The 26,094-nt window shown below is 70.6% G+C and carries 27 protein-coding genes; 26 read left to right on the plus strand and 1 reads right to left on the minus strand.

Going from position 1 to position 26,094, the window contains the following annotated elements; genetic code table 11:
• Window positions 1-387 precede the first annotated feature (387 nt).
• The 23 genes from ABT041_RS37155 to ABT041_RS37265 all read left to right on the plus strand — a co-directional run bounded on the left by ABT041_RS37155 (window position 388) and on the right by ABT041_RS37265 (window position 23,346).
• Entirely contained in the window at window positions 388-717 is a 330-nt protein-coding gene (locus tag ABT041_RS37155) for a TcmI family type II polyketide cyclase (protein ID WP_351193078.1), read from the plus strand.
• Window positions 714-1,985, plus strand: coding sequence for a beta-ketoacyl-[acyl-carrier-protein] synthase family protein (locus tag ABT041_RS37160; protein WP_351193081.1), 1,272 nt, complete (start codon window positions 714-716; stop codon window positions 1,983-1,985). The genes ABT041_RS37155 and ABT041_RS37160 overlap by 4 nt, the downstream gene beginning before the upstream one ends.
• Window positions 1,982-3,196, plus strand: coding sequence for a ketosynthase chain-length factor (locus tag ABT041_RS37165; RefSeq protein ID WP_351193083.1), 1,215 nt, complete (start codon window positions 1,982-1,984; stop codon window positions 3,194-3,196). Before ABT041_RS37160 ends, ABT041_RS37165 begins: the two co-directional genes overlap by 4 nt.
• A gap of 124 nt (window positions 3,197-3,320) precedes the next feature.
• Complete coding sequence (locus ABT041_RS37170) at window positions 3,321-3,584, plus strand: acyl carrier protein (RefSeq protein WP_351193085.1); 264 nt, start codon at window positions 3,321-3,323, stop codon at window positions 3,582-3,584.
• A gap of 84 nt (window positions 3,585-3,668) precedes the next feature.
• Window positions 3,669-4,454 (plus strand): 3-oxoacyl-ACP reductase FabG, encoded by a 786-nt coding sequence (gene fabG / locus ABT041_RS37175; protein ID WP_351193088.1) that lies wholly within the window; start codon window positions 3,669-3,671, stop codon window positions 4,452-4,454.
• Window positions 4,455-4,485: 31 nt separating this feature from the next.
• Entirely contained in the window at window positions 4,486-5,433 is a 948-nt protein-coding gene (locus tag ABT041_RS37180; RefSeq protein WP_351193091.1) for an aromatase/cyclase, read from the plus strand.
• Between the two features lie 2 nt (window positions 5,434-5,435).
• A complete protein-coding gene (locus ABT041_RS37185; RefSeq protein ID WP_351193093.1) occupies window positions 5,436-6,875 on the plus strand; it encodes an FAD-dependent monooxygenase in 1,440 nt (479 codons plus the stop codon).
• Window positions 6,866-7,546 (plus strand): antibiotic biosynthesis monooxygenase family protein, encoded by a 681-nt coding sequence (locus ABT041_RS37190; RefSeq protein ID WP_351193095.1) that lies wholly within the window; start codon window positions 6,866-6,868, stop codon window positions 7,544-7,546. The genes ABT041_RS37185 and ABT041_RS37190 overlap by 10 nt, the downstream gene beginning before the upstream one ends.
• A gap of 86 nt (window positions 7,547-7,632) precedes the next feature.
• Window positions 7,633-9,132, plus strand: coding sequence for an FAD-dependent monooxygenase (locus ABT041_RS37195; RefSeq protein WP_502976700.1), 1,500 nt, complete (start codon window positions 7,633-7,635; stop codon window positions 9,130-9,132).
• A 5-nt stretch (window positions 9,133-9,137) separates the two neighbouring features.
• Window positions 9,138-10,019, plus strand: coding sequence for an alpha/beta hydrolase (locus ABT041_RS37200; RefSeq protein ID WP_351193099.1), 882 nt, complete (start codon window positions 9,138-9,140; stop codon window positions 10,017-10,019).
• Between the two features lie 10 nt (window positions 10,020-10,029).
• The gene (locus ABT041_RS37205; protein WP_351193101.1) at window positions 10,030-11,349 is read left to right on the plus strand and encodes an MFS transporter; all 1,320 of its coding nucleotides are present in this window, start codon (window positions 10,030-10,032) and stop codon (window positions 11,347-11,349) included.
• Between the two features lie 66 nt (window positions 11,350-11,415).
• Window positions 11,416-12,255 (plus strand): 4'-phosphopantetheinyl transferase family protein, encoded by an 840-nt coding sequence (locus ABT041_RS37210; protein WP_351193103.1) that lies wholly within the window; start codon window positions 11,416-11,418, stop codon window positions 12,253-12,255.
• Window positions 12,249-13,820 carry an acyl-CoA carboxylase subunit beta gene (locus ABT041_RS37215; protein WP_351193105.1) on the plus strand — a complete coding sequence of 524 codons (1,572 nt, stop codon included), beginning with the start codon at window positions 12,249-12,251 and terminating at the stop codon, window positions 13,818-13,820. Before ABT041_RS37210 ends, ABT041_RS37215 begins: the two co-directional genes overlap by 7 nt.
• Window positions 13,821-13,834: 14 nt before the next feature.
• Complete coding sequence (locus ABT041_RS37220; RefSeq protein ID WP_351193107.1) at window positions 13,835-14,065, plus strand: acyl-CoA carboxylase epsilon subunit; 231 nt, start codon at window positions 13,835-13,837, stop codon at window positions 14,063-14,065.
• Window positions 14,066-14,137: 72 nt separating this feature from the next.
• Window positions 14,138-14,608, plus strand: coding sequence for a nuclear transport factor 2 family protein (locus ABT041_RS37225; RefSeq protein WP_351193109.1), 471 nt, complete (start codon window positions 14,138-14,140; stop codon window positions 14,606-14,608).
• Window positions 14,609-14,650: 42 nt separating this feature from the next.
• Window positions 14,651-16,075 carry an NDP-hexose 2,3-dehydratase family protein gene (locus tag ABT041_RS37230; protein ID WP_351193112.1) on the plus strand — a complete coding sequence of 475 codons (1,425 nt, stop codon included), beginning with the start codon at window positions 14,651-14,653 and terminating at the stop codon, window positions 16,073-16,075.
• Window positions 16,072-17,049 carry a Gfo/Idh/MocA family protein gene (locus ABT041_RS37235; RefSeq protein WP_351193114.1) on the plus strand — a complete coding sequence of 326 codons (978 nt, stop codon included), beginning with the start codon at window positions 16,072-16,074 and terminating at the stop codon, window positions 17,047-17,049. The genes ABT041_RS37230 and ABT041_RS37235 overlap by 4 nt, the downstream gene beginning before the upstream one ends.
• A gap of 392 nt (window positions 17,050-17,441) precedes the next feature.
• Window positions 17,442-18,311: a glucose-1-phosphate thymidylyltransferase RfbA gene (gene rfbA, locus ABT041_RS37240; protein ID WP_351193117.1), complete on the plus strand. Its 870-nt coding sequence runs from the start codon at window positions 17,442-17,444 to the stop codon at window positions 18,309-18,311.
• Between the two features lie 69 nt (window positions 18,312-18,380).
• Complete coding sequence (locus tag ABT041_RS37245; protein WP_351193121.1) at window positions 18,381-19,550, plus strand: nucleotide disphospho-sugar-binding domain-containing protein; 1,170 nt, start codon at window positions 18,381-18,383, stop codon at window positions 19,548-19,550.
• Window positions 19,547-20,542 carry a dTDP-glucose 4,6-dehydratase gene (gene rfbB / locus ABT041_RS37250; protein ID WP_351193124.1) on the plus strand — a complete coding sequence of 332 codons (996 nt, stop codon included), beginning with the start codon at window positions 19,547-19,549 and terminating at the stop codon, window positions 20,540-20,542. The genes ABT041_RS37245 and rfbB overlap by 4 nt, the downstream gene beginning before the upstream one ends.
• A gap of 4 nt (window positions 20,543-20,546) precedes the next feature.
• A complete protein-coding gene (locus ABT041_RS37255) occupies window positions 20,547-21,143 on the plus strand; it encodes a dTDP-4-dehydrorhamnose 3,5-epimerase family protein (protein WP_351193126.1) in 597 nt (198 codons plus the stop codon).
• Window positions 21,144-21,297: 154 nt separating this feature from the next.
• The gene (locus ABT041_RS37260; protein ID WP_351193129.1) at window positions 21,298-22,275 is read left to right on the plus strand and encodes a thiamine pyrophosphate-dependent dehydrogenase E1 component subunit alpha; all 978 of its coding nucleotides are present in this window, start codon (window positions 21,298-21,300) and stop codon (window positions 22,273-22,275) included.
• Between the two features lie 33 nt (window positions 22,276-22,308).
• A complete protein-coding gene (locus ABT041_RS37265; RefSeq protein WP_351193132.1) occupies window positions 22,309-23,346 on the plus strand; it encodes an alpha-ketoacid dehydrogenase subunit beta in 1,038 nt (345 codons plus the stop codon).
• Between the two features lie 133 nt (window positions 23,347-23,479).
• Here the strand turns inward: ABT041_RS37265 and ABT041_RS37270 are convergent, their stop codons facing one another.
• Window positions 23,480-24,094: a TetR/AcrR family transcriptional regulator gene (locus ABT041_RS37270; RefSeq protein WP_351193135.1), complete on the minus strand. Its 615-nt coding sequence runs from the start codon at window positions 24,092-24,094 to the stop codon at window positions 23,480-23,482.
• A gap of 128 nt (window positions 24,095-24,222) precedes the next feature.
• On the opposite strand from ABT041_RS37270, the gene ABT041_RS37275 reads away from it, so the two are divergent.
• The 3 genes from ABT041_RS37275 to ABT041_RS37285 all read left to right on the plus strand — a co-directional run bounded on the left by ABT041_RS37275 (window position 24,223) and on the right by ABT041_RS37285 (window position 25,891).
• Window positions 24,223-24,519: a hypothetical protein gene (locus ABT041_RS37275; RefSeq protein ID WP_351193138.1), complete on the plus strand. Its 297-nt coding sequence runs from the start codon at window positions 24,223-24,225 to the stop codon at window positions 24,517-24,519.
• Window positions 24,520-24,577: 58 nt separating this feature from the next.
• On the plus strand, window positions 24,578-25,186 hold the full coding sequence (locus tag ABT041_RS37280; RefSeq protein ID WP_351193141.1) for an NADPH-dependent FMN reductase: 609 nt from the start codon (window positions 24,578-24,580) through the stop codon (window positions 25,184-25,186).
• A gap of 75 nt (window positions 25,187-25,261) precedes the next feature.
• The gene (locus ABT041_RS37285) at window positions 25,262-25,891 is read left to right on the plus strand and encodes a DsbA family oxidoreductase (protein WP_351193143.1); all 630 of its coding nucleotides are present in this window, start codon (window positions 25,262-25,264) and stop codon (window positions 25,889-25,891) included.
• Window positions 25,892-26,094: the final 203 nt, after the last annotated feature.

Here is a 26,094-nt window from a genome sequence, read left to right on the forward strand (position 1 = left end):
AACGCCCACCGCTCCGGCACCGTCAAGGGCCTGAGCGCCGAGGTCGGCGCCTCCGTCACCTCCGGCGCCACCATCTGCGACATCAAGGACTGACGTCGGGCTTCTGCGGAATTCCCGCACAGAGTTCTGACAGGGATTGACAATGGCCTGACCTGAGAACTGTTGAAAACACCTCGCGAAGCGAAGAGTCTATTTATCAGCATTCGATGTCCTGGGCCTTGGAAAACGCACCGGGTCGCATCACGCCGACCGGCGTTCATCACAAGGAGCATCGTCGCTCCAAGGGCAGCAGGCCGTTCCCATGCGTCCTGGAAGCCACGCTGGCTTGCCCACGTCCCTGAACTGTTGGTTATCCGGAGCAATTCGGTCGTGGAGGAGAGAAAACCTATGCACAGCACTTTGATCGTGGCTCGGATGGAACCGGGCTCGAGTGCCGATGTTGCCAGACTGTTCGCCGATTTCGATGCCACTGACATGCCGCACCTCATGGGAACCCGGCGACGTCAGCTGTTCTCGTACCGAGGTCTCTACTTCCATTTGCAGGACTTCGACACGGACAACGGCGGAGAGCTCATCGAGCAGGCCAAGACCGATCCGCGATTCGTCCGGATCAGCGATGACCTGAAGCCGTTCATCGAGGCGTACGACCCGGCGACCTGGCGCTCGCCGGCCGACGCCATGGCCAAGCGCTTCTACAACTGGGAGGCGTCCGCATGACGGGCCGACGAGTCGTCATCACGGGCATCGAGGTCCTGGCCCCCGGCGGAATCGGCACCAAGAACTTCTGGAGTCTGCTGAGCGAGGGCCGCACGGCGACGCGCGGGATCACCTTCTTCGACCCCAGCCCGTTCCGCTCCCGGGTGGCGGCGGAGATCGACTTCGACCCCGAGGAGCACGGCCTGCGCCCGCAGGAGGTGCGGCGCATGGACCGGGCCGCGCAGTTCGCCGTGGTCGCGGCGCGGGGCGCGGTTGCCGACAGCGGCATCGAGCTCGGCGAGCTCGACCCGTACCGCACCGGTGTCACCATCGGCAGCGCGGTCGGTGCCACCATGGGGCTCGACGAGGAGTACCGGATCGTCAGCGACGGCGGCCGGCTGGACCTGGTCGACCACGAGTACGCGGTCCCGCACCTGTACAACTACCTGGTTCCCAGTTCCTTCGCGGCCGAGGTCGCCTGGGCCGTGGGGGCTCAGGGACCGAGCACCGTGGTGTCGACCGGCTGCACCTCGGGCATCGACTCGGTCGGCCACGCCGTCGAGCTGATCCGCGAGGGCTCCGCCGACGTCATGATCGCCGGGTCCTCGGACGCCCCGATCTCGCCGATCACCATGGCGTGCTTCGACGCGATCAAGGCGACCACCCCCCGGTACGACGACCCGGAGCACGCCTCCCGGCCCTTCGACGGCACCCGGAACGGCTTCGTGCTCGGCGAGGGCTGTGCCGTGTTCGTCCTGGAGGAGCTGGAGAGCGCCAGGAAGCGTGGCGCCCACATCTACGCGGAGATCGCCGGATACGCCACGCGCAGCAACGCGTACCACATGACCGGCCTGCGGCCGGACGGCGCGGAGATGGCGGAGGCCATCCGGGTCGCGCTCGACGAGGCCCGGATGAACGCCCAGGAGATCGACTACATCAACGCCCACGGCTCGGGCACCAAGCAGAACGACCGGCACGAGACGGCGGCCTTCAAGCGGAGTCTCGGCGATCACGCCTACCGCACCCCGGTCAGCTCCATCAAGTCGATGGTCGGTCACTCGCTGGGCGCGATCGGTTCCATCGAGATCGCCGCGTCCGCCCTGGCCATGGAGAACAACGTGGTGCCACCCACGGCGAATCTGCACACCCCGGACCCCGAGTGCGACCTCGATTACGTGCCCCTGACGGCTCGTGACCAGATCACGGACGCGGTGCTGACGGTCGGCAGCGGGTTCGGCGGGTTCCAGAGCGCCATGGTGCTGGCCCGTCCCGAGAGGAGCGTGGCATGACCACCAAGGTGGTAGTGACCGGCCTGGGTGTCGCGTCCCCCAACGGGCTCGGCTCGAAGGACTACTGGGCGGCGACCCGCAGCGGCAAGAGCGGCATCGGCCGCGTCACCCGCTTCGACCCGGCGCAGTACCCGGCCAAGCTCGCCGGTGAGATCCCTGGCTTCGTGGCCGAGGACCACCTGCCGAGCCGCCTGATGCCGCAGACGGACCGGATGACCCGGATCGCCCTGGTCGCCACGGACTGGGCGCTCGCGGACGCGGGCGTACGTCCGGAGGACCTGCCCGAGTTCGACATGGGCGTGGTGACCGCCAGCTCCTCGGGCGGCTTCGAGTTCGGCCAGGGTGAGCTGCAGAAGCTGTGGAGCCAGGGGAGCCAGTACGTCAGCGCGTACCAGTCCTTCGCCTGGTTCTATGCCGTCAACAGCGGTCAGATATCCATCCGCAACGGCATGAAGGGCCCGAGCGGTGTGGTCGTCAGCGACCAGGCCGGCGGCCTCGACGCGGTGGCGCAGGCCCGACGGCAGATTCGCAAGGGGACGAAGCTGATCGTCTCCGGCGCGATCGACGCCTCGATCTGTCCCTGGGGCTGGGTGGCCCAGCTGGCGAGCGACCGGCTGAGCACCCGCGACGAGCCGGCCCGGGCCTATCTGCCCTTCGACGCCGACGCGCGCGGTCACGTGGCCGGTGAAGGCGGCGCGATCCTGATCATGGAGGACGCCGAGGCGGCGCGCGAGCGCGGCGCCAGGATCTACGGCGAGATCGCCGGTTACGGCGCGACCTTCGACCCGAAGCCCGGCAGCGGGCGTGAGCCGGGACTGCGCAAGGCGATCGAACTGGCCCTCGCGGACGCGCAGGTGCGACCCGAGGACGTCGATGTGGTGTTCGCCGACGCAGCGGCGATCCCCGAGCTCGACCGTGTCGAGGCCGAGGCGATCACCGCCGTCTTCGGTGCGCGGGGCGTCCCGGTCACCGCGCCCAAGACGATGACCGGCAGGCTCTACTCGGGCGCCGCCCCGCTGGACCTGGCCGCCGCCTTCCTCGCCATGGAGGAGGGCATCATTCCGCCGACCGTGAATGTCGAGCCGGCCGCCGAGTACGACCTGGATCTGGTCGTCTCCCAGCCGCGTACCGCCGAGGTGCGCACCGTGCTGGTCCTGGCCCGAGGCGAGGGCGGCTTCAACTCCGCCGTGGTCGCCCGGTCCGCCGACTAGCCCTCGCGAACCGCGCCTTCCGCCGGCCCTCACCCCGAACCGGCCGGCGGGAGGCGCCTCCCCCACCCCGCGCGACGACCGACCACGCGCGTACCCGGACAGAAGACGAAGGAAGGACCTGAACATGGCCACGAAGGAATTCACCCTCGAAGACCTCAAGCGCATCCTGCTCGAGGGCGCCGGCGCGGATGAGGGTGTGGACCTCGACGGCGACATCCTCGACACGCAGTTCGAGCAGCTGGGCTACGAATCGCTGGCCCTCCTGGAGACCGGCAGCCGCATCGAGCGCGAGTACGAGATCACCCTCGACGACTCCGTACTGACCGACGCCGACACCCCGCGTGCACTGATCAGCGCCGTCAACGAGCACCTCGTCGTCGCCGCCTGATCCAGGGCCTCCGCCGCCGGGCGGGGCGACCTGCCCGGCGGCCCCCACTGTCAGCACCCTCACCATCACTGGAGAAGAGAGAACATGCCGCAGCAGGAGAAGCGGGTCGCCCTTGTCACCGGAGCCACCAGTGGGATCGGCCTTGCCGTCGCCCGGCTCCTGGCCGCGCAGAACCACAAGGTGTTCATCGGCGCGCGCAACGCCGAGAACGTCGCCGCCACCGTCAAGGAGCTGCGCGAGGAGGGTCTCGAGGTCGACGGCGCCACCCTCGACGTGCGGTCGAGCGAGGACGCCAAGGCCTTCGTCCAGGCCGCCGTCGACCGGTTCGGCACGGTCGACGTCCTCGTCAACAACGCGGGCCGCAGCGGTGGTGGCGTCACCGCCGACATCGTCGACGAGCTGTGGGAGGACGTCATCGAGACCAACCTCAACAGCGTCTTCCGGATGACCCGCGAGGTGCTGACCACCGGCGGCATGCGCCACAAGGACCGCGGCCGGGTCATCAACATCGCCTCCACCGCCGGCAAGCAGGGCGTCGTGCTCGGCGCTCCGTACTCGGCCTCCAAGCACGGTGTGGTCGGCTTCACCAAGGCGCTGGGCAACGAGCTCGCGCCGACGGGCATCACCGTCAACGCGGTCTGCCCGGGCTATGTCGAGACGCCGATGGCGCAGCGGGTCCGCGCGGGCTACGCGGCCGCGTACGACTCCACCGAGGACGCCATCCTCGAGAAGTTCCAGGCCAAGATCCCGCTCGGTCGTTACTCGACCCCCGAGGAGGTCGCCGGGCTCGTCGGCTACCTGGCCTCGGACACCGCGGCGTCCATCACCGCGCAGGCCATGAACGTCTGCGGCGGCCTCGGCAACTTCTGATCCGACCGCACCAAGACCAAGGAGTATGAGCATGCCTGAGCAGGGCCTGCGCGAGGTCGAGCACGAGATCACGGTCTCGGCCCCGGCCACCGCCGTCTACCGGCTGATCGCCGAAGTGGAGAACTGGCCGCGGATCTTCCCGCCCACCATCTACGTCGACCACGTGGAGCGCGGCGAGAACGAGGAGCGGATCCGCATCTGGGCCACCGCCAACGGTGAGGCCAAGAACTGGACGTCGCGCCGCACGCTGGACCCGGAGGGCCTGCGGATCACCTTCCGCCAGGAGGTCTCCACCCCGCCGGTCGCCTCCATGGGCGGCGCCTGGATCATCGAGCCGCTGGACGGGAACGAGTCGAGGATCCGGCTGCTGCACGACTACCGGGCCATCGACGACGACCCCGAGAGCCTGCAGTGGATAGACGAGGCCGTCGACCGCAACTCCCGCTCCGAGCTCGCCGCCCTGAAGGAGAACGTCGAGCGGGCGCACGCCGACGAGGCGCTGACGTTCTCCTTCGAGGACACCGTCCGGATCGACGGCTCGGCCAAGGACGTCTACGACTTCATCAACGAGGCGAACCTGTGGTCGGAGCGGCTGCCGCACGTGGCGACCGTACGCCTCGACGAGGACACCCCGGGCCTGCAGACCCTGGAGATGGACACCCGCGCCAAGGACGGCTCGACCCACACCACCAAGTCCTTCCGGGTGTGCTTCCCCGACCGCCGGATCGCCTACAAGCAGGTCACCCTGCCGGCGCTGATGACCCTGCACACCGGTTACTGGACGTTCGAGGAGACGGAGGACGGCGGGGTCTCCGCCTCCTCGCAGCACACCGTCGTCCTGAACACCGAGAACATCGCGAGGATCCTCGGCGAGGACGCGACGGTCTCCGATGCCAGGGAGTACGTCCAGGGCGCCCTCAGCACCAACAGCCGCGCGACCCTGGGGCACGCCAAGGACTACGCCGAGGCCAAGCGCTGACCATGGCCGCGGACCGCCTGGAAACCCAGGTCATCGTCGTCGGCGCGGGACCGGTCGGACTCATGCTCGCCGGTGAACTGCGCCTCGGCGGTGCCGATGTGATCGTTCTGGAGCGACGGGACGCGCCGACGATGGAGTCCAGGGCCTCCACTCTGCACGCCCGCACCATGGAGGTCCTCGACAGCCGAGGCCTGCTGGAGTCGCTCGGAACCCCACCGAACGAACCGCGCGGGCATTTCGGCGGGATCCCGCTCGATCTGACCCTTCCCAGCCCGTACCCGGGCCAGTGGAAGGTGCCCCAGACCCGCACCGAGGAACTGCTCCAGGAATGGGCGAGCGGCCTGGGCGCGGACATCCGGCGCGGGCACGAGCTGCGGGGTCTGACGGTGACCGAGGAGTACGTCGAGGCCGAAGCCGTCGGTCCCGGCGGAACCGTCAGGGTGCGCGGTCTCCATGTCGTCGGCTGCGACGGCGAGCAGAGCGCGGTACGCCGTCTGACCGGGGCGGAGTTCCCCGGTACGGACGCGGGCCGGGAGCTGCTGCGTGCGGACGTGGCCGGCATCGACGTCCCCGACCGGCGCTTCGAGCGTCTGGCACGGGGGCTCGCCATCGCGGCCCGGCGTGGTGACGGCGTCACGCGCGTGATGGTGCACGCGTTCGGCGACGCCGCCGCGGCTCGCACCGAGGAGGCCGGGTTCGCGGAGGTCGCCTCGGCCTGGGAGCGGGTCACCGGCGAGGACATCCGGGGCGGTACCCCGCTGTGGGTGAACTCCTTCGGCGACGCCAACCGCCAGCTCGCCCGCTACCGCCACGGCCGTGTCCTGTTCGCCGGCGACGCGGCCCACCAGCAGATGCCCATCGGGGGCCAGGCCCTCAACCTGGGGCTGCAGGACGCGTTCAACCTGGGCTGGAAACTTGCCCTGCAGGTCGCCGGCACGGCGCCCGAAGGGCTCCTCGACACCTACCACGACGAGCGGCACGCGGTGGGCCGACGGGTCCTGTCCAACATCACGGCACAGGCGCTGCTGCTGCTCGGCGGCGCCGAGGTGAACCCGGTCCGCGCGCTGCTCGGCGAACTCCTCGCCCTGGAGGACGTACGGGAGCTCCTGGCCGGGATGATCAGCGGCCTCGACATCCGCTACGCGGTGGGCGAGGGCGAACACCCGCTGCTGGGCGCGCGCCTGCCCCACCTGGACCTCATGACGGACCAGGGGCGTACGACCACCACGGCCCTGCTGCGCACCGGGCGCGGTGTGCGACTGGACCTCTCCGACGCCCGCCCCGGCGGTGTTCTGGAAGGCACCGACTGCCTCCTCGTCCGCCCCGACGGCCACGTCGTCCGGGCGGGCTCCGGGGAGGCCGGTGCCTCCGACGCCCTACGGCGCTGGTTCGGCGCGGCGCAGACCGATCTTCTCTCTGTAAAGGAAATCTCATGCCACTGATCTCCCCCGACGACGGCTACCTGACGGTGTTCAACCTGTTCGAGACCAAGACCTGGGAAGGGCAGGAGCGCGTCGTCGACGAGATGAAGGACATCGTCGACAACGCCACCTACCCCGGGTGGATCTCGTCCACCGTGCACGCGGGTGTGGACACCCCGGGCACGCTCAACTACATCCAGTGGCGTGATCTGGCGGCCCTCGAGGCGCGCTACTCCGGGGACCGCTTCAAGAACAAGACCGTGCCGCTCTTCAACGAGCTCGCGACCTCGGTCCGGCTGCTCAAGACGGAGGTGGAGTTCACCCAGCACCACCCGGGTCTGGGCGAGTCCATCGAGATCTCGCCGAAGCGGGACGACTACGCGGTGTTCATCCTCCTGAGCGTGGAGCCGGAGAACCAGAAGGAGCTCCTGGACACCCTGGCGAAGCCGGACGAGTGGCTGAAGACCGTTCCGGGCTACCGCTCCCACACGTACTACCGCGGGCTCGACGGCAGGTTCGTCGCCAACTACGCCCAGTGGGAGAGCAAGGAGCTGTACGACGCCTTCCACACCCTCCCCGAGGAGGAGCGGCCGGCCGACGTCCGCGAGGGCCGGGTCCGTGCCCGTTCCCTGGCCACGAACCGGTGGGCGAACAGCTTCCGCGCCGTCCACTCGCGGTCCGCAGAGATCTGATCGCGAAGCCCCGGTCCAGCGCGTACGCCACCGCGCCCCCGGCGAACCGCCGGGGGCGCGGTGTCTCAACAATGGAGGGAACAGCCGTGGAAACGGACGTCATCATCGTCGGCGCCGGCCCGACCGGACTCATGCTCGCCGGTGAACTGCGCCTCGGTGGAGCGCGGGTCATCGTGACGGAGCGGCTGCCGGAGCCCACCGGGCAGTCGCGTGGCCTGGGCTTCACCGCCCGTGCCATGGAGGTGTTCGACCAGCGTGGACTGCTCCCGCGCTTCGGGCAGGGCAGCACGCTGGAGACCAGCCCGCTCGGTCACTTCGGCGGGGTGCAGTTCGACTACACGGTGCTGGAGGGTGCCCACTTCGGTGCCCGGGGCATCCCGCAGTCGAAGACCGAGGCGGTACTGGAGGAGTGGGCGACCGAGCTGGGCGCGGACGTACGGCGTGGCTGGGAGTTCCTGGCGTTCGCCGAGGACGCCGACGGGGTGGAAGTCACCCTCGGAACCGCCGAGGGCGAGCAGCGGCTGCGCGCCGCCTATCTGGTGGGCTGCGACGGCGGGCACAGCGCGGTGCGGAAGGCGGCCGGCTTCGACTTCCCCGGCACCCCGGCGACCCGCGGGATGTACCTGGCCGACGTCGTCGGCTGCGACCTCGAACCGCGGTTCCTGGGCGAGCGCCTGCCGAACGGCATGGTGATGGCCGCCCCGCTCGGCGAGGGCGTGGACCGCATCATCGTCTGTGAGCACGGCACCCCGGCGGGCGACCGCAGCGAGACGCCCACCTTCGCGGAGGTGGCCGAGGCCTGGCGGCGGATCACCGGCGAGGACATCGGGGACGGCACCGCGGAGTGGGTCAGCTCCTTCACCGACGCCACGCGCCAGGTGACCGAGTACCGGCGCGGCCGGGTGCTGCTCGCCGGCGACGCGGCACACATCCATCTCCCGGCAGGCGGCCAGGGACTGAGCACCGGCGTCCAGGACGCGGCCAACCTCGGCTGGAAGCTGGCCGCCGTGGTGCAGGGCCGGGCGCCTTCCGGCCTGCTGGACACGTACCACGGCGAGCGGCACGCGGCGGGGGAGCGGCTGCTGATGAACACCCGCGCCCAGGGCATGATCTTCCTGGGCGGCGAGGAGAGCGACCCGCTGCGCGAACTGCTCACCGAACTCATCGCGTACGACGACGTCAAGCGGCATCTCGCGGGCATCGTCAGCGGTCTGGACATCCGCTACCAGGTCGGCGACGGGGAGCACCCGCTGCTGGGACGGCGCATCGGCCACCGCGCGCTGAGCGGCGCGGCGGGCCGGACCAGCACGACGGAACTGCTCCACGCGGGCCAGGGCGTGCTCCTCGACCTCGCCGACGACGCCGGACTGCGCGGGACGGCGGAGGGGTGGAAGGACCGTGTGGTGACCGTGACCGCCGTTCCGGAGGCGGACGTCGACGCGGCCGCACTCGACGGGACGGCGGCGGTCCTCGTCCGGCCGGACGGCTACGTCGTATGGACGTCGGCGGACGCCGAGGACCTGCAGACCGCCCTGCGGCGCTGGTTCGGCTCGCCGGGGCCGGACGCGGACGGTGTGACCGCGTGACGTCGATGACGACAGCCCGGCCGGACGTGGCCGGCCGGGTGCGCCCGATCGTCCTGGACGCCGGCGGCATCCCCCTGTCCGGGCTGCTGAGCGAACCGGCCCACACGCCCCCGCGCGCGGTGGTGGTCGCCCTGCACGGCGGAGGGATGAACTCCGGCTACTTCCACGGCCAGGCCCACCCGGACCTGTCGCTGGCGGTACTCGGAGCGAGCCTCGGCTACACCGTCCTCGCCCTCGACCGGCCCGGCTACGGGGCGTCCGCCGCCCGGCTGCCCGAGGGACAGCCCCTCGCCGACCAGGCCTCGACCCTGCACGGGGCACTCCGGGACTTCACCTCCCGGCACGCCTCGGGAGCCGGCGTGTTCCTCCTGGCGCACTCCTACGGCGGCAAGCTCGCGCTGACCGCGGCCGCCCACGATGCGGGGGCCGGGCTGCTCGGCCTCGACATCTCGGGCTGTGGTCACCGGTACGCCGTCGCACCGGACGAGCTGCCGAACACGCGCCGGCACGGGCACTGGACGAGGAACTGGGGGGCCCTGCGCTTCTATCCGCCGAACACCTTCGGCTCCAGCGGTGCGCTGGTGGCCCCCGTGCCCGCCCAGGAGCAGCGCGACTCCCGGCGCTGGCAGGAGGTCTTCCCCGATGTCGCCTCCCGGGTCCGCGTACCCGTCCGGCTGACCTTCGCCGCGTACGAGTCCTGGTGGCATCACGACGAGGAGACCCTCGCCGACCTCACCGCCCGCTTCACCGCCGCACCGCGTGTCCTCGTCGATCGTCAGCCGGACGCGGGCCACAACATCAGCCTGGGATGGGCGGCCCGCTCCTACCACCTGCGGGCCCTCGCGTTCCTGGAGGACTGTCTCGCCCGCACGGGACGCGAGGTATGACACCGAGCTCATGGTGAAGACATTCACAGGCACCTTCCGTTCCCTCGCGGTGCGCAACTTCCGCCTCTTCGCGGCCGGACAGGTCGTCTCCGTGGCGGGTACCTGGATGATGGTCGTGGCCCAGGACTGGCTCGTACTCGCCCTCACGGGCGACTCGGGGACGGCCCTGGGCACCGTCACCGCCCTCCAGTTCGCGCCGTTGCTGCTGCTGACCCTCTACGGCGGAAGGCTCGCGGACCGGTACGACAAGCGGCGGCTGCTCATCATCGCCAACGTGGTCTCCGGCGTGCTCGCCCTGCTGCTGTCGCTGCTGGTGCTCGCCGGCGAGGTCCGGCTCTGGCACATCTTCCTCTTCGCGTTCGGTCTCGGAGTCGTCAACGCCGTCGAGGTCCCGACCCGCATGTCCTTCGTGAGCGAACTGGTCGGCGGCGAACTCCTTCCGAACGCCTCCGCCCTGAGCGCGGCGTACTTCAACACCGCGCGCGTCGTGGGCCCGGCCCTCGCCGGCCTGCTCATCACCGGGTTCGGTACCGGTCAGGTCATGCTGCTCAACGCGGCGAGCTATCTGGCGACGGTGGTGGCCCTGCGGATGATGCGGCCGGGTGAACTGCACCGTGGCGTGCGGAAGGACAGCCGTCCTCGCGTGGTCGACGGGCTGCGCTATGTGAGGAGTCGGCCGGATCTGATGCTGCCGATGGCACTCATCGCGGTGATCGGCCTCTTCGGCATGAACTTCCAGCTCACGCTGCCGCTGATCGCCAAGACCGTGTTCCACTCCGACTCCACGTCCTTCGGACTGCTCACCACCGCGTTCGCCGCCGGCTCCCTGCTGGCGGCCTTCGCCGCCACCGCGCGGCGCGGCCGCCCGTCGAGCGGCACGGTGATCGGTTCCGCGCTCGCCTTCGGACTGCTGGAAACGCTGACCGGGTGGGCGCCCACGTACACCGTGGCGGCGGTGCTCCTGGCGGCGACCGGCTTCGCGACGATCTATTTCGCGCAGGCGGCGAACCACCGGATCCAGCTCGGCAGCGATCCGCAGTACCGCGGGCGGGTCCTGGCCCTCTACACGTTGATCTTCCAGGGGTCCACGCCGATCGGCGCCCTGCTGGTCGGCCGGCTCACCGAGCAGCTGGGGGCCCGCTCCGGGCTCTACGCCGGGGGGCTCGTCTCGCTGGCGGCCGCGGCCGTCGCGCTGGCGGTCGAGCGCGCCCGGAAGCGGGCCGTCCCGCTCCCCGCCGGCACCCGGCCGCCGACACCGGGTCGCCAGGCGGCTCCACCGACGGGGAGTGCATCGCACGAGGAGGTGCGTACCTCTGACGAAAGGCAGTGAGTCCATGACGAAGCAGTCCGTGCCCGGCGCCCGCGCGCCGTGCGCCACAGCGGCCGGCCACCGGCGATGAGCCCGCACGGGGCGGCACCCGCCCTCCTCGCGGGGGAGCTGGACGTGTGGTCGCTGCGCCCGCCGCGCACGGAGGACGGGCCGGTGGCCATGGCGGCCGGCGAACTCGACGAGGACGAGCGCGGCCGGGCCGACGCCTTCGTACGGCCGCCCGACCGCCTGCAGTACGTGGCGGCGCACATCGCGCTCCGCCGGCTGCTGGCCGCGTATACCGGTGTCGCTCCGGGCAGGGTGCGCCTCGGCAGGAACCCGGCCTCCGGTCGCGGTGGCCGGCGCGGGCGGCCGGTCATGCTCGACGCCCCGGTGCCGCTCCAGTTCTCCCTCTCGCACAGCCACGGGCTGGTGCTGCTCGGTGTGGCGGCGACTCCCGTGGGGGTCGACGTCCAGCGGGTTCCGTCACCGGTGACCGCCGCGCTGTGTCTGCCCAAGCTCCATCCGGCGGAGCGGGAGGAACTGGCGTGGCTGACCGACGAGGAGCGGCCGTCGGCCTTCGGGAGGCTGTGGACCCGGAAGGAGGCCTATCTCAAGGGCCTCGGCACCGGGCTCGGCCGCAGTCCCGCCGCCGACTATCTGGGCGAGCGCCGGGAAGGCGCCGTCCCCGCCCGGCCACCGGGCTGGATCGTGCGCAATGTGCCCACCGTGCCGGGCCACGTGGCCGCCGCGGCGCTCCGTGCGGAGGCGGGGCACCGCGTCGCGCTCCGCGTACTGCCCGAGGAGTGCCTGTACGCGAGGGACGCGGCCGGCGCCGTGGAGCTGATCGCCGCCGCGCGAGCGGCGGCGGCCACCCAGGAAGTGATCGAGATGGGAACCGAAAGGGGAGTGGGGACGCCATGCTGACCGAGAAATCCTCGGCCGAGGTCTCCGACCGGCTGAACGAGCTCAGTGAACTGAAGGAGCTGGCCCGCCAGGGGCCCGATCCCAAGGCCACCGAGCGGCAGCACGCGAAGGGCAAGCTGACCGCGCGCGAGCGGATCGAACTGCTGCTGGACAAGGGGAGCTTCCACGAGATCGAGGCGCTGCGCCGGCACCGGGCGAGCGGATTCGGCCTGGAGGCCAAGCGCCCCCACACCGACGGTGTGATCACCGGCTGGGGCACGGTCGAGGGCAGGACCGTCTTCGTCTACGCCCACGACTTCCGGATCTTCGGCGGCGCGCTCGGCGAGGCGCACGCCCAGAAGATCCACAAGATCATGGACATGGCCCTCGCGGCGGGTGCGCCGCTCGTCTCGCTCAACGACGGGGCCGGAGCACGGATCCAGGAAGGTGTCTCCGCGCTCGCCGGCTACGGCGGCATCTTCCAGCGCAACACCAGGGCGTCGGGGGTGATCCCGCAGATCTCGGTGATGCTCGGACCGTGCGCGGGCGGGGCCGCCTACTCGCCCGCCCTGACGGACTTCGTCTTCATGGTCCGTGAGACCTCGCAGATGTTCATCACGGGTCCGGACGTGGTGCAGGCCGTCACCGGCGAGGAGATCAGCCAGAACGGGCTCGGCGGCGCGGATGTGCACGCGGGCGTCTCCGGCGTGTCCCACTTCGTCTACGACGACGAGGAGACCTGCCTCGCCGAGGTGCGCTATCTGCTCTCCCTGCTGCCCTCCAACAACCGGGAGCTTCCGCCGACCCTGCGCGGCGGGGATCCGGCGGACCGCAGCGGCGACGCCCTGCTCGACCTGGTGCCGGCCGACGGCAACCGCTCCTACGACATCCGCGCGGTGATCGAGGAGCTCGTCGACGACGGGGAGAGCATGGAGGTGCACGCCACCTGGGCCCCCAACCTCGTGTGCGCGCTGGCGCGCCTCGACGGCCACGTCGTGGGCATCGTCGCCAACCAGCCCGCCGCCATGGCCGGCGTGCTGGACATCAAGGCCAGTGAGAAGGGCGCGCGGTTCGTCCAGTTCTGCGACTCCTTCAACATCCCCCTGATCACCCTGGTCGACGTGCCGGGCTTCCTCCCGGGGGTGGACCAGGAGCACGACGGCATCATCCGGCGCGGCGCGAAGCTGCTGTACGCGTACTGCAACGCCACCGTGCCGCGCGTCTCCGTGGTGCTGCGCAAGGCGTACGGCGGTGCGTACATCGTGATGGACTCCCGCTCGATCGGAGCGGACATCGCCCTGGCCTGGCCCACCAACGAGATCGCGGTCATGGGAGCCGAAGGCGCCGCCAACGTGGTCTTCCGCCGGGAGATCGCCGCGGCCGAGGACCCCGAGGCCATGCGCCGGCAGAAGATCGACGAGTACAAGGCCGAGCTGGTGCACCCCTATTACGCGGCCGAGCGCGGGCTGGTCGACGACGTCATCGACCCGCGTGACACCCGCCTCGTGCTGTGCCGGGCCGTCTCCATGCTCTCCGCCAAGGACGCCGACCTCCCGCGCCGCAAGCACGGCAATCCGCCGCAGTGAAAGGTGACCGAAAGATGACCACATCAACGCTTCCGCACCTGATCCGGGTGGAGAAGGGCGTCGTGAACCCGGAGGAGCTGGCCGCGCTCAGCGCGGTCCTGCTCGCGCGCCTGACGGACGCCGGTGCCGCGCCGGACGGCGTCTCCGCCCGACGGCGTGACCTGGCCGGCTGGCGCAGGCCGGAGCGGGCCTCCGGCTTCGACGGACCGCGCACCTGGCGGGCCGGCGCCCGCGGTCCGGCCTGAGCCGACCGCCCGCCCGCGCCCCTTCCCTTCCCGCCCTCCCCCCTCCCTCTCCCTCCGAGAAAGGTCTTCCTCATGTCTTCGCTCGACAACGACATCGCCGCACTGCGCACCCAGGTCCGGCTGCTCAGCGACCGCGCCGAGATAGCCGAGCTGTGCGACCGCTACGTCATGCACCTCGACAAGAACCGGGGGAACGACACCTGGTTCGGCTCGGTCTTCACCGACGACGTCCACCTCACGTTCCCCATGGGCGAGTACAAGGGCATGGAGGGGCTCGCCGCCTTCCAGCAGATGGCCCGGACGACCTTCGAGCGCACCCACCACATCGGGTCGAACTACACCGTCGAGCTCGACGGCGACCGTGCCGGGATCCGGGCGCATCTGACCGCGGTGCACGTGCGGAAGGGCGAGGAGCCGGCGGCCCACTTCGACATCGGCGGCCACTACGAGGCCGAGGCGGTGCGTACCGCCGACGGCTGGCGGATCCGCCGGTTCACCTTCGACCTGGTGTGGAACGCCGGCCAGGGCCCGAAGCACTCCTGAGCATCCCGACAACACCCCCTGCTACGCAAAGGATCGTTGACGATGCCGTCTCACCCGGACGAGAACCCCGCCGGACCCGCCGCCGTGCGCCCGCGCGGGGTGCCCGGTCTGGCCGCCCGTATCGCCCTGTCGGCCGCGACCACCGAGGGCGCACATCTGCGGACCGAGGACTTCCACGCCTGGCTCGACGAGCGCCGCCGGGCCAACGCCTTCCGCATCGACCGTATTCCGTTCGCGCTCCTCGAAGGCTGGGCCTTCGAGGAGGGCACGGGCAATCTGGTCCACCACAGCGGACGGTTCTTCACCGTGGAGGGCCTCCACGTGGTGGAGGAGGCCGGCCCCTACGGCGACGGGCCGTACCGGGAATGGCAGCAGCCCATCATCAAGCAGCCGGAAGTCGGCATCCTCGGCATCCTGGCCAAGGAGTTCGACGGTGTCCTGCACTTCCTGATGCAGGCCAAGATGGAGCCCGGCAACCCCAATCTGCTCCAGCTGTCCCCGACGGTCCAGGCCACTCGCAGCAACTACACCAAGGCGCACAAGGGCGGGGACGTGAAGTACATCGAGTACTTCACCCGGGCCGGCGACGGCCGGGTCATCGCCGACGCCCTGCAGTCCGAGCACGGCGCCTGGTTCTACCAGAAGTCCAACCGCAACATGATCGTCGAGGCCGTCGGCGAGGTTCCGCTGCTGGACGACTTCTGCTGGCTCACCCTCGGCCAGATCGGCGAACTCCTCCACGAGGACAACGTGATCAACATGGACGCGCGGACCGTCCTGTCCTGCGTGCCGCACGAGGACACCCACCCGGACGCGGTGCTCTCCGACACCGAGCTGCTGTCCTGGTTCACCGGAGAGCGGTCCCGCCATCACGTCCGGGCCCGCCGCATCCCGCTGGACACCGTCTCCGGCTGGAAGCGCGGCGAGGAGACCATCACCCACGAGGAGGGCCGCTACTTCGACGTCGTCGCCGTGTCGGCGCAGGCCGGCAACCGTGAGGTCACCCGCTGGACCCAGCCCCTGATCGAGCCGGTCGAGCGGGGCGTCGCCGCCTTCCTGACCCGCGAGATCGACGGCGTACCGCACGTCCTGGTCCACGCGCGCGTGGAGGGCGGCTTCCTGGACACCGTCGAACTGGCCCCCACCGTCCAGTACACCCCGGGCAACTACGCCCACCTCCCGGCGGAGGCGCGGCCGGCCTTCCTCGACTTCACGCTCGGCGTGGATCCGTCCCGCATCCGCTACGAGGCCGTCCACTCCGAGGAGGGCGGCCGCTTCCTCAACGCCGAGAGCCGCTATCTGCTCGTCGAGGTGACCGAAGAGGAGGTGCCGCTGGACGCGCCGGCCGGATTCGCCTGGGTCACCCCGGGCCAGCTGACATCCCTCACCCGGCACGGCCACTACCTGAACGTCCAGGCCCGCACGCTGCTGGCCTGTCTGAACGCGACGGCGGTGCGCACCCGATGAGCACTCCCCTCCGGATCGGTGTCCTGGGCTGTGCGGACATCGCCCTGCGCCGCATGCTGCCGGCCATGGCCCGCCATCCGGACGTCGACGTCACCGCCGTCGCCAGCCGGGACGAGGCCAAGGCGAAGGAGGCCGCCGCGCCCTACGGTGCCGATCCCGTCCAGGGCTATGCCGAACTGCTGCGCCGCGACGACATCGACGCGGTGTACGTGCCCCTGCCGGCGGCGCTGCACGCCGAGTGGACCGAGGCGGCCCTGCGTGCGGGCAAGCACGTCCTCGCGGAGAAGCCGCTCACCACGGACCGCGTCCTCACCGGTCGGCTCCTCGACCTGGCACGGGAGTCGGGGCTGGGGCTGATGGAGAACGTGATGTTCGTCCATCACCACCTGCACCGCGCCGTCCGCGGGCTGCTCGCGGACGGCGCGATCGGCGAACTCCACGCCTTCCACGCGGTGTTCGGCATCCCCCGGCTGCCCGACACCGACATCCGTTACGCCCCTGAACTCGGCGGCGGGGCGCTGTGGGACGTGGGCATCTACCCGCTGCGGGCCGCCCTGCACTTCCTCGGCGACGACCTGGAGGTCCTCGGCGCCCACCTCACCCGTGGCAGCGGACGGCAGGTCGAGACCTCGGGCGCCGCCCTGCTGGCCAACGGTGCGGGCGTCAACGCCCAGGTGTCCTTCGGCATGGACCACGCGTACCGGTCCTCGTACGAACTGTGGGGCAGTGAGGGCAGGATCCTCGTGGACCGCGCCTACACCCCGCCGGCCGATCACTCTCCCGTCATCCGGGTCGAACGACGCACCGGCACCGAGGAGATCCGCCTCGACCCCGACGACCAGGTCGGCAACACCGTCGCCGCCTTCGTCGACTCCGTCCGCTCCGGAACGGGCCCCGCCTACGACCGTGCGGTGCCGCTGCGCCAGGCCGAACTGCTCGACGCCGTGCGCCGGGCGGGCCTGTGGGCCGCCTGACCGAGTCTTGACACTCACGTGGCCGTCGCCCGACGCAGTTGCACCGGCCGTGGGAAACCTGACCCAGCCCTGAAGCTGCGTGTCTTGATCGGCGGCCCGGGTCCGAAGAAGCTGGGGAACACGGTCCGGTGTGCTGTCTCCGGGGCCCGAGAAGGGACCCGGAGAAAGCACTCGGAGCTCTGACGGAACTTGACAGTGGCCTGACCTGAGAATCCTTGAAATCCCCTGGTGCGCCACAGATCCTGGTGATGGAAGTGCGCCTTCCGGTCTCGCCCCGTCGGTCGACATTCGACGGGAATCACTTTGTCCGAGCTGCCGGTCGCATGGCGCTCCGATCAAACAATCTCCGAATTTCACCGGCGAATGGTCAGAATCCGAATGGAGGCATGGGCGTGAAAGGGATCATCCTGGCCGGCGGTCATGGAACGCGGCTGCATCCGATCACGCTTGGCACGTCCAAGCAGATGCTGCCCGTCTACGACAAGCCGCTGATCTACTACCCGCTGTCGGTCCTGATGCTCGCGGGCATCACCGAGATCCAGATCATCTCGTCGCCGGACGACATCGACAACTTCCGGCGTCTGCTGGGTGACGGTTCGCCGCTCGGGATCTCCCTCAGCTACGCGGAGCAGGAGGAACCGCGCGGCCTGGCCGACGCGTTCATCATCGCCGCCGACCACATCGGCGACGACTCCGTGGCCCTCGTGCTGGGCGACAACATCTTCCACGGCCCGGGATTCAGCGCCCTGCTGCAGGAGAAGGCCAAGGACGTCGACGGCTGTGTCCTGTTCGGCTATCCGGTGCGCGACCCCGAGCGCTACGGGGTCGGCGAGGTCGACGCGGAGGGCAGGCTGCTGTCCCTCGAGGAGAAGCCGGCGCGGCCCCGTTCCAATCTGGCGATCACCGGCCTCTACTTCTACGACAACGAGGTCGTGGACATAGCGAAGAACCTCCAGCCCTCCGAGCGCGGGGAGTTGGAGATCACCGACGTCAACCGGATCTATCTCGAGCGCGGCAAGGCGGATCTCGTTCCACTGGGGCGCGGCTTCGTCTGGCTGGACGCCGGGACGCACGACGCCCTCACCGAAGCCGGTCAGTACGTGCAGATCCTGGAACACCGCCAGGGAGTACGCCTCGCCTGCATCGAGGAAATCGCCTGGCGCATGGGATTCATCGACCGAGAGGCCTGCCTGCGCCTCGGTACCCGGCTGGCCAAGTCTCCGTACGGGAAGTACGTCATGGAGGTGGCCGCGGCCGGCTGACCGGCACATGACGGTGACGCCCACGACGGGCCCATTGCTTCCCCCCTCCCCATACGCCGGAGAGAAGAAATGCGTTATCTATTCACCACCATTCCGGGTACCTCCTACATGCTGCCGCTGGTCCCGCTGGCACATGCCGCGCTGGCGGCCGGCCACGAGGTCCTCGTGGTCACCGGCGGCCCGGCGCTGCGCATCGCGAACGAGGCCGGCCTGCAGACGGTCGCGGTGGACGCCGACGCGGCGGAGCCGTACGAGGAGCTGGTGCGCAGGGCCACCGAGTCGCCCATGACCGAGGAGGCCCCGAGCCCGGAGCTCGTCTCCTACGTGGCCTCGGTCTTCGGCGAGGTCGGAGCGCGCATGCTGGACCGCCTGGTGGACACGGCCAAGGCATGGGGCGCGGACGCCGTGGTGCACCCCGCCAATCACGTGGGCGGTCTGCTCGCGGCCCGCGCCGCCGGACTCCCGGCGGTGCTGCACGGCATCGGTACCCCCAGGGCCACCTTCGGCCCGGCGCTGGGATACCTGGCGCCGGTGGCCGAGCGGCTCGGCGTCACCGGTCTGCGGGAGGCCGACATCTCCGTGGACCTCTGCCCGCCGTCGCTGGAACCCCCGCACCCCCGGGCGGAGCTCGCCCACACGCTGCCGATGCGGTACACCCCGTACAACGGCGGCACCGAGCTGCCGACCTGGCTGCTGCGGCCCGCGGGGCGGCCGCGTGTGGCCGTGACGCTCGGTTCCCTGGCCGGCGTCTACGGCGACGGGGCGCTGTTGCGGGAGATCGTGCTCGGCACCGCGGAGCTGGACGTCGAACTGGTCGTGACGACCGGCGGCGCCGAGCTGCCCGCGCTGGAGTCCCTGCCGCACGACCACGTGCGGCTCGTGGACTGGGTGCCGCTCAACGCCCTGTTGTCCACCTGCGAGGGCATCATCCACCACGGCGGGATGGGCACCACCTACGCGGCGTTCGACGCCGGAGTCCCGCAGCTGGTGATCCCGCTGACCGGACCGGAGAGCGCCGCCAACGGCCGGGTGGCCGCGGCCCGCGGTGCCGGAACCGTGCTGGGCACCTCCGGCTCCGCCGCCGTCACCGCCGCGACCGTCGGGTCGGCGGTCGGCGACCTGCTGAACGACCCCGCCTACCGCAAGGCGAGCCGCGAGGTCTCGTTGGAGATGCGGGGGATGCCGACGCCGAGCAGCGTGATCGGCCGGCTCACGGCACTGATCGAGGACATGGCATGAAGCTTCTGGTCACCGGCGGCGCCGGGTTCATCGGCTCGCACTACGTACGGTCCCTGCTGGCCGGAGAGTACGGCGCCGGCGCGGACGTCTCCGTCACCGTCCTCGACAAGCTGACCTACGCCGGCAACCGGGACAACCTCCCCCCGGCCCACGACCGGCTCGACTTCGTCCGGGGCGACATCTGCGATCTTCCGCTCCTGCTCGATCTGCTGCCGGGGCACGACGCGATCGTGCACTTCGCGGCCGAGTCGCATGTGGACCGCTCCCTCGAGGGTGCCGCGGAGTTCGTCCGGACCAACGCCCTGGGCACGCAGACGGTGCTGGAGGCCGCCCTGCGCACGGGTGTCCGGCGCGTCGTGCACGTCTCCACCGACGAGGTGTACGGATCGATCGACGAGGGCGCGTGGACCGAGGAGTGGCCGCTGCTGCCGAACTCCCCGTACGCCGCCTCCAAGGCGAGCTCGGATCTCATCGCCCGGTCCTACTGGCGCACGCACGGCCTTGACCTGTCGATCACGCGCTGCTCCAACAACTACGGCCCCTACCAGCACCCCGAGAAGCTGATTCCGCGGTTCGTCACGAACCTGCTGGAGGGGATACCGCTGCCGGTCTACGGCAACGGCGGCAACATGCGCGAGTGGCTGCACGTCGACGACCACTGCCGGGCGATCCACCTGGTCCTCACCCAGGGCCGCGCGGGTGAGATCTACAACGTGGGCAGCGGCAACGAGCTGACCAACATGGCGCTGACCGAACGCATCCTGGACCTCTGCGGTGCGGACTCCTCCGCGATCACGTACGTCGCCGACCGCAAGGGTCACGATCTGCGCTACTCCCTCGACGACACCAAGATCCGCGAACAGCTCGGCTACGCGCCGCGCGTCACGTTCGACGAGGGTCTCGCCGAAACCGTCGCCTGGTACCGGGACAACCCCGAGTGGTGGAAGGCCGTCAAGCACGGCACCCACCCGACGCCCGAACGGAGTGTGTGACCGGATGGACGTACGCGAGCTGGGCATCGAAGGCGCCTTCGAGTTCACGCCTCCCGTGTTCAAGGACCGCCGCGGTCTCTTCGCCTCGCCGTACCAGGAGAGCGTCTTCGCCGAGCACCTCGGCAAGCCGCTCTTCCAGGTCGCGCAGGTCAGCCACAACCTCTCCTCGCGGGGGGTGCTCCGGGGGATCCACTTCACCGCCACCCCGCCGGGCATGGCGAAGTACGTCTACTGCCCGTACGGCCGGCTGCAGGACTACCTGATCGATCTGCGGGTGGGCTCACCGACGTTCGGCCAGTGGGTGACGACCCAGCTCGGCGCGGACACCTGCCGCGCCCTGTACATCCCGGTGGGTGTCGGGCACGCGTTCCTGTCCCTGACGGACGACTCGATGGCCGTGTACGTGATGTCCGAGGGGTACGTCCCGGAGAACGAGTTCGCGATGAACCCGCTCGACCCCACGATCGGCCTCTCCTTCCCGGCTGACGTCGACCTGGTCCAGTCGGACCGGGACCTCGCCGCGCCCACCCTGGCCGAGGCCCAGGAGCGAGGGATGCTCCCGGACTACGCACTGTGCCGGGAGCTCGACGCGAAGCTGTGAACGACGGGCCGGGCGCGACCCCGCTCGGCACCGCCGGCCGATCCCCCGCGGCGCGGCCGCCGCGGCACCCCGCGGGCGCTCGGCCCGCCTGCCCGCTACCGCAATTTCCCATGACGACGTTCCGCACGGAACGTGCTTGCAAGGAGGCTTGAACATGGTGTCCGACCGCGCCCGGCTGGTCCGCGACATGGTGCGCATCCGCGTGGTGGAGGAGGTTCTCGCCGACTACTACCGCGACGAGCAGGAGATGCGCACGCCCACCCACTTCTCCATCGGGCAGGAAGCGACGTCGGTCGGAGTCTGTGCGGCGACCGTCGCGCAGGACTGGCTCTACACCGCTCACCGCTCCCACGCGCCCTATCTCGCCAAGGGCGGTGACCTGAAGGCGATGGTCGCCGAGCTCTACGGCAAGCAGGACGGCTGCGCACACGGCCGCGGCGGATCGATCCACCTCGTCGACCAGGCGGTGGGCTTCGCCGGCTCGGCGGCCATCCTCGGCGAGATGATCTCGGTGGCCGTCGGCACCGCCTGGGCCTTCGCCCGGGACGGTGAACAGCGCGTCGCCCTGACCTACTTCGGCGACGGGGCCACGGAGGAGGGCGTCTTCGCCGAGTCCCTGAACTTCGCGGCCGTCCACCGGATTCCGGTGGTCTTCGTGTGCGAGAACAACCTGTACTCGATCTCCTCGCCGGTGAGCGCCCGGCAGCCCGCCGGCACGTCGGTCCACGGCCGGGCCGAGGCGGCCGGAGTGAAGGCCCTGCAGGTGGACGGCAACGACGTGTTCGCCGTGCGGGACGCGGCGGAGCAGGCGCTGCGGCACTGCCGGGAGGGCAACGGCCCGTTCCTGCTGGAGCTGGCGACCTACCGGTGGCGCGAGCACGTCGGCCCCGGCTGGGACGCCGACCACGGGTACCGGTCCCAGGAGGAGATCGACTCCTGGATGGAGCAGTGCCCGATCGTCCGCGCCACGGCGCAACTGCGCGACGAGGAGCCGGACATCGACGCCATGGTGGCCGCCTGGCGGGTGCAGTTCCACGACGAGATCCAGGCGGCGGTGGCGTACGCCAAGGAGCGGCCCTTCCCGGAGGTCGACCGCCTGCTCGACGGCGCGTACGCGCCCGTGGCCCACTGACCGCAACCCACTCGACAGGAGAGCAAACCGGACATGCGCACGCTTACGTACTGGCAGGCGATCAGCGAGGCCACCGTGCAGTGCATGGAGGTCGACGAGAAGATCTTCATCGCGGGGGAAGGCGTCGATGACGTCAAGGGCACCTTCGGCACCACGAAGGAGGCGTTCACCCGGTTCGGCCCGAAGCGGGTGATCGACGTGCCCAACTCGGAGAACGCCACGGCCGGCATCGCCATCGGGGCGGCTGCGGCGGGGCACCGGCCGCTCGTGGTGCACACGCGCGCGGACTTCATGTTCCTGGCCCTCGACCCGCTGGTGAACCTGGCTGCCAAGTGGAGGTACATGTACGGCGGCGACAAGGGCGGGGTGCCCGTGGTGACCCGCGGTGTGGTCGGCCGCGGCTGGGGACAGGGCGCGACCCACTCCCAGAGCCCGCACGCCACCTTCGCGCACTACGCGGGGCTGCACGTGGCCACACCGGCATCGCCGGCCGACGCGAAGGGCATGCTGGTGCAGGCGCTGACCGGGGACACCCCGGTCGTGCTGATCGAGAACCGGAACCTGTACCCGCTGACCGGTGAGGTGCCCGAGGAGGCCACTCCGATCCCGTTCGGCGTCGGCCGCATCGCCCGGCGAGGCACCGATGTCACCGTGGTCGCGGCCTCCCTGATGGTGCACGAGGCGGAGCGCGCTGCCGAGCAGCTGGCCCAGCGCGGCATCAGCGTCGAGGTGGTGGACGTGCGCAGCATCCGGCCGCTGGACGAGGGCATCATCTGCGAGTCCGTGGCGAAGACCGGACGCCTGGTCGTCGCGGACACCAGCTGGGCCCGCTACGGCTTCGCCGCCGAGGTGGCCGCCGTCGTCGCCGAGCACATCCCGCAGGCGCTCCTCGCGCCGGTGCGCCGGGTGACGCTGCCGGACAGCCCCGCGCCGGTGTCCCGGCCGCTGGAGGAGGCCTTCCACCCGGGAGCGAGCGGCATCGTGGAGGCGTGTCTGCAGGTCTGCGACGAGGTGCGCAGCGATCTGCCCGTGCTGGCCGATGTCGCGGCCGGCTTCGTCGGACCCTACTGAGCCTCCGGCCGCCGGCCGGTACGGGTTCCGGCGGCCGTCGGCCGGTCACGCCCCACCTTCCGGGGCGGTCGTGACCGGCCGCCGGCCGACCCGCCCCGGCGCGGCGGTCGGCCGGTACGAGGGGGCGGTGCGGTCACCGGAGGAGGGCGCGCTCCGCGGTGGTCACCAGGGTCTTCGCCACCTCGTCGGGGGTGAGGGAACGGCCGGTGTGCAGCAGGTCGAAGCTGTCGAAGCCGGAGAGCAGCCAGAGGAGGGTGGCCGCTTCGTCGGCGGTGACCTCCGCGCGCAGGGCACCCTGCTCGGCCAGGCGCTGGGCGAGGTCGTTCATTCCGGCCGCCCGGCCCTTCTCCAGCCGCTGCACCGCCCCGCCGACCGCGTCGGCGTCGAGCTGGGCCATGGAGTACAGGGCGCGCAGCACATCCCGGTGGGCCGCGTACATCGAGACATTGCCGCGAATCCCGCCGCGCAGGCCCTCCACGGCGTCCGGCTGGAGCACCGCCCGGACCATGCCCTCGAACCCGCCGCGGTGCAGCAGGTCCGCGCCGAGGGCGTCGAACAGACCCGCGCGCGTGCCGAAGACCAGATAGACGGTCGAGCGCGATACGCCGGCCGCCCGGGCGATCCGGTCGACGCTGACGGGCTCGGACGGTGCCGATCGCAGCTGCTCGTAGAGCGCGTCGAGGATGCGTCGCCTGGTCTCCTCCGCTGCCTGAGCGCGGAGGCGCTGCTCGTACTTCCGATTGGCCATGGGGTCGATCCTACCATTCGCTTGACAGGGTGTCCTGTGGAAGACAGGATGTCCGATGAAACGTTCGTATCGATGGAAGCCCGTCAGGGTGGCGCCGAGCCGGCTCCCACGGGCGAAGGGGGCCGATCATGCGCGTGATGATCCGCTACAAGCTCAAGCCCGATCAGGTGGAGCGGAACCTGGAGCTGCTCCGCGAGGCCTACGAGGAGATGAACGAGCTCCGGCCGCCCGGTCTGCGCCATGCGAGCTACCAGCTCGACGACAAGGTCACCTTCGTGGACTTCGTGGTGACCGAGGGCCGCGGCGCGGGGCCGCTGGGGCTGCTCCCCGCCTTCGGACGCTTCCGGTCGACCCTGGACGCGCGGTGCGTGGAACCCCCGGTGCTGATCGAGCTCCACGACGCGGGTTCGTACGGCTTCGAGTGACGTTCCAGAACAGCGACGCACCAAGACAGCAATGAGAGACAGAGAGAGGCAAAGAGATATGACCCGGATCGCCATCGTCATCGGCAGCACCCGTCCCGGACGCCGGGGAACCGCTGTGGCCCGGTGGGTCGAGGAGGCCGCCGGCCGCCACCCCGCCGTCAAGGCCGGTGAGGCGACCGTCGAGATCGTGGACGTGGCCGACTTCGGCCTTCCGCTGCTGGACGAGGCCGCGCCCGCGGCGTTCGGTCAGTACAGCAACGAGCACACCAAGAAGTGGTCGGAGGCGATCGCCTCGTACGACGGCTTCGTGTTCGTGACCCCGGAGTACAACCGCTCCGTGCCCGGCGCGCTGAAGAACGCGATCGACTTCCTCTACAACGAGTGGCAGAACAAGGCCGCCGGTTTCGTCAGCTACGGCGTGCAGGGCGGAGTCCGCGCGGTCGAGCACCTGCGCCTGACGCTGGCCGAGGTGAAGGTCGCCGACGTGGCCACCCAGGTCGGTCTGCAGATCTTCACCGACTTCACGTTCGAGGACCCGACCAACCCCATGGACCCGGGTGCGGTCACCCCCGGCCCCCACCAGGAGCCGACCCTCAACAAGATGCTGGACGAGGTCTTCGCCTGGGCCGGCGCCCTGAAGCCGCTGCGCGAGACCGCGGCCGCCTAGGCAGTACGCAGGACGTACGGGCGCTTCCGGGGCGGAAGCGCCCGCGCGCGTGAAGCCACCGGAGAGAGGGAGATCATGAAGGTTGAGGTCTACGCGGACTTCGCATGCGCCTGGTGCCGCCTCGGCATGCGCCGGTTCGAACGCGCGGTGGCCGCGGCCGGCGGCGAGCCCGTCGAGCTCGTCCACCGTCCGTACCAGCTGAGCCCCGACGCGTCCGAGGAGCCCCGTTCCACGGTGGAGCTGATGACGCAGATGACCGGCAGCCGGGACCAGGTCGACGCGATGTTCGGGGAGATGACCCGGCTCGGTGCGAGCGAAGGCGTGGAGTACCGGTTCGACCGCGCGGTCGAGGTCAACACGCTCACCGCCCACCGGCTGATGTGGTTCGCCGAGCAGAAGTATCCCGCCGAGGTGCGGTCCGAACTGGCGAACGCGATCTACGACGCCCACTTCCGCGACGGTGCGAACATCGCCGACCGCGCGGAGCTCGTCTCCCTGGCCGAGAGGTCCGGCCTGGACGGCGACCGGGTGCGGACGTTCCTCGCCTCGGAGGAGGGCGTCGCCGAGGTGAGCGATCAGGTCGCCGAGGCGAGGCGGAGCGGTATCACCTCGGTGCCGACCTTCGTCTTCGAGAACGGGGAGCTGCTCCGCGGCGCGAGCACCAGCGAGGAGATCCTCGCCGCTCTGCAGCGCGCGGCGCGGTGACGGAAGCGGCGACCGCCGCACTCATACGCAGGGGGCAGCCGCCCACGAACCGTGCGGCCGTGTATCGGCCGAGCGGTACGTGGGCGGCTGTCGCATGTGTGGCCTCGTGCGCCACCTGACGCCCGGCCCTGTGCACGAACCCATGCGCCGACGCGGAGCGAATCCGCCGGCGCTTCTTTCAGTCCCGGGCCCGGCCGTCCAGG

It is taken from the genome of Streptomyces sp. NPDC002825 (assembly GCF_040295385.1).
In the GTDB taxonomy this organism is placed as follows: domain Bacteria; phylum Actinomycetota; class Actinomycetes; order Streptomycetales; family Streptomycetaceae; genus Streptomyces.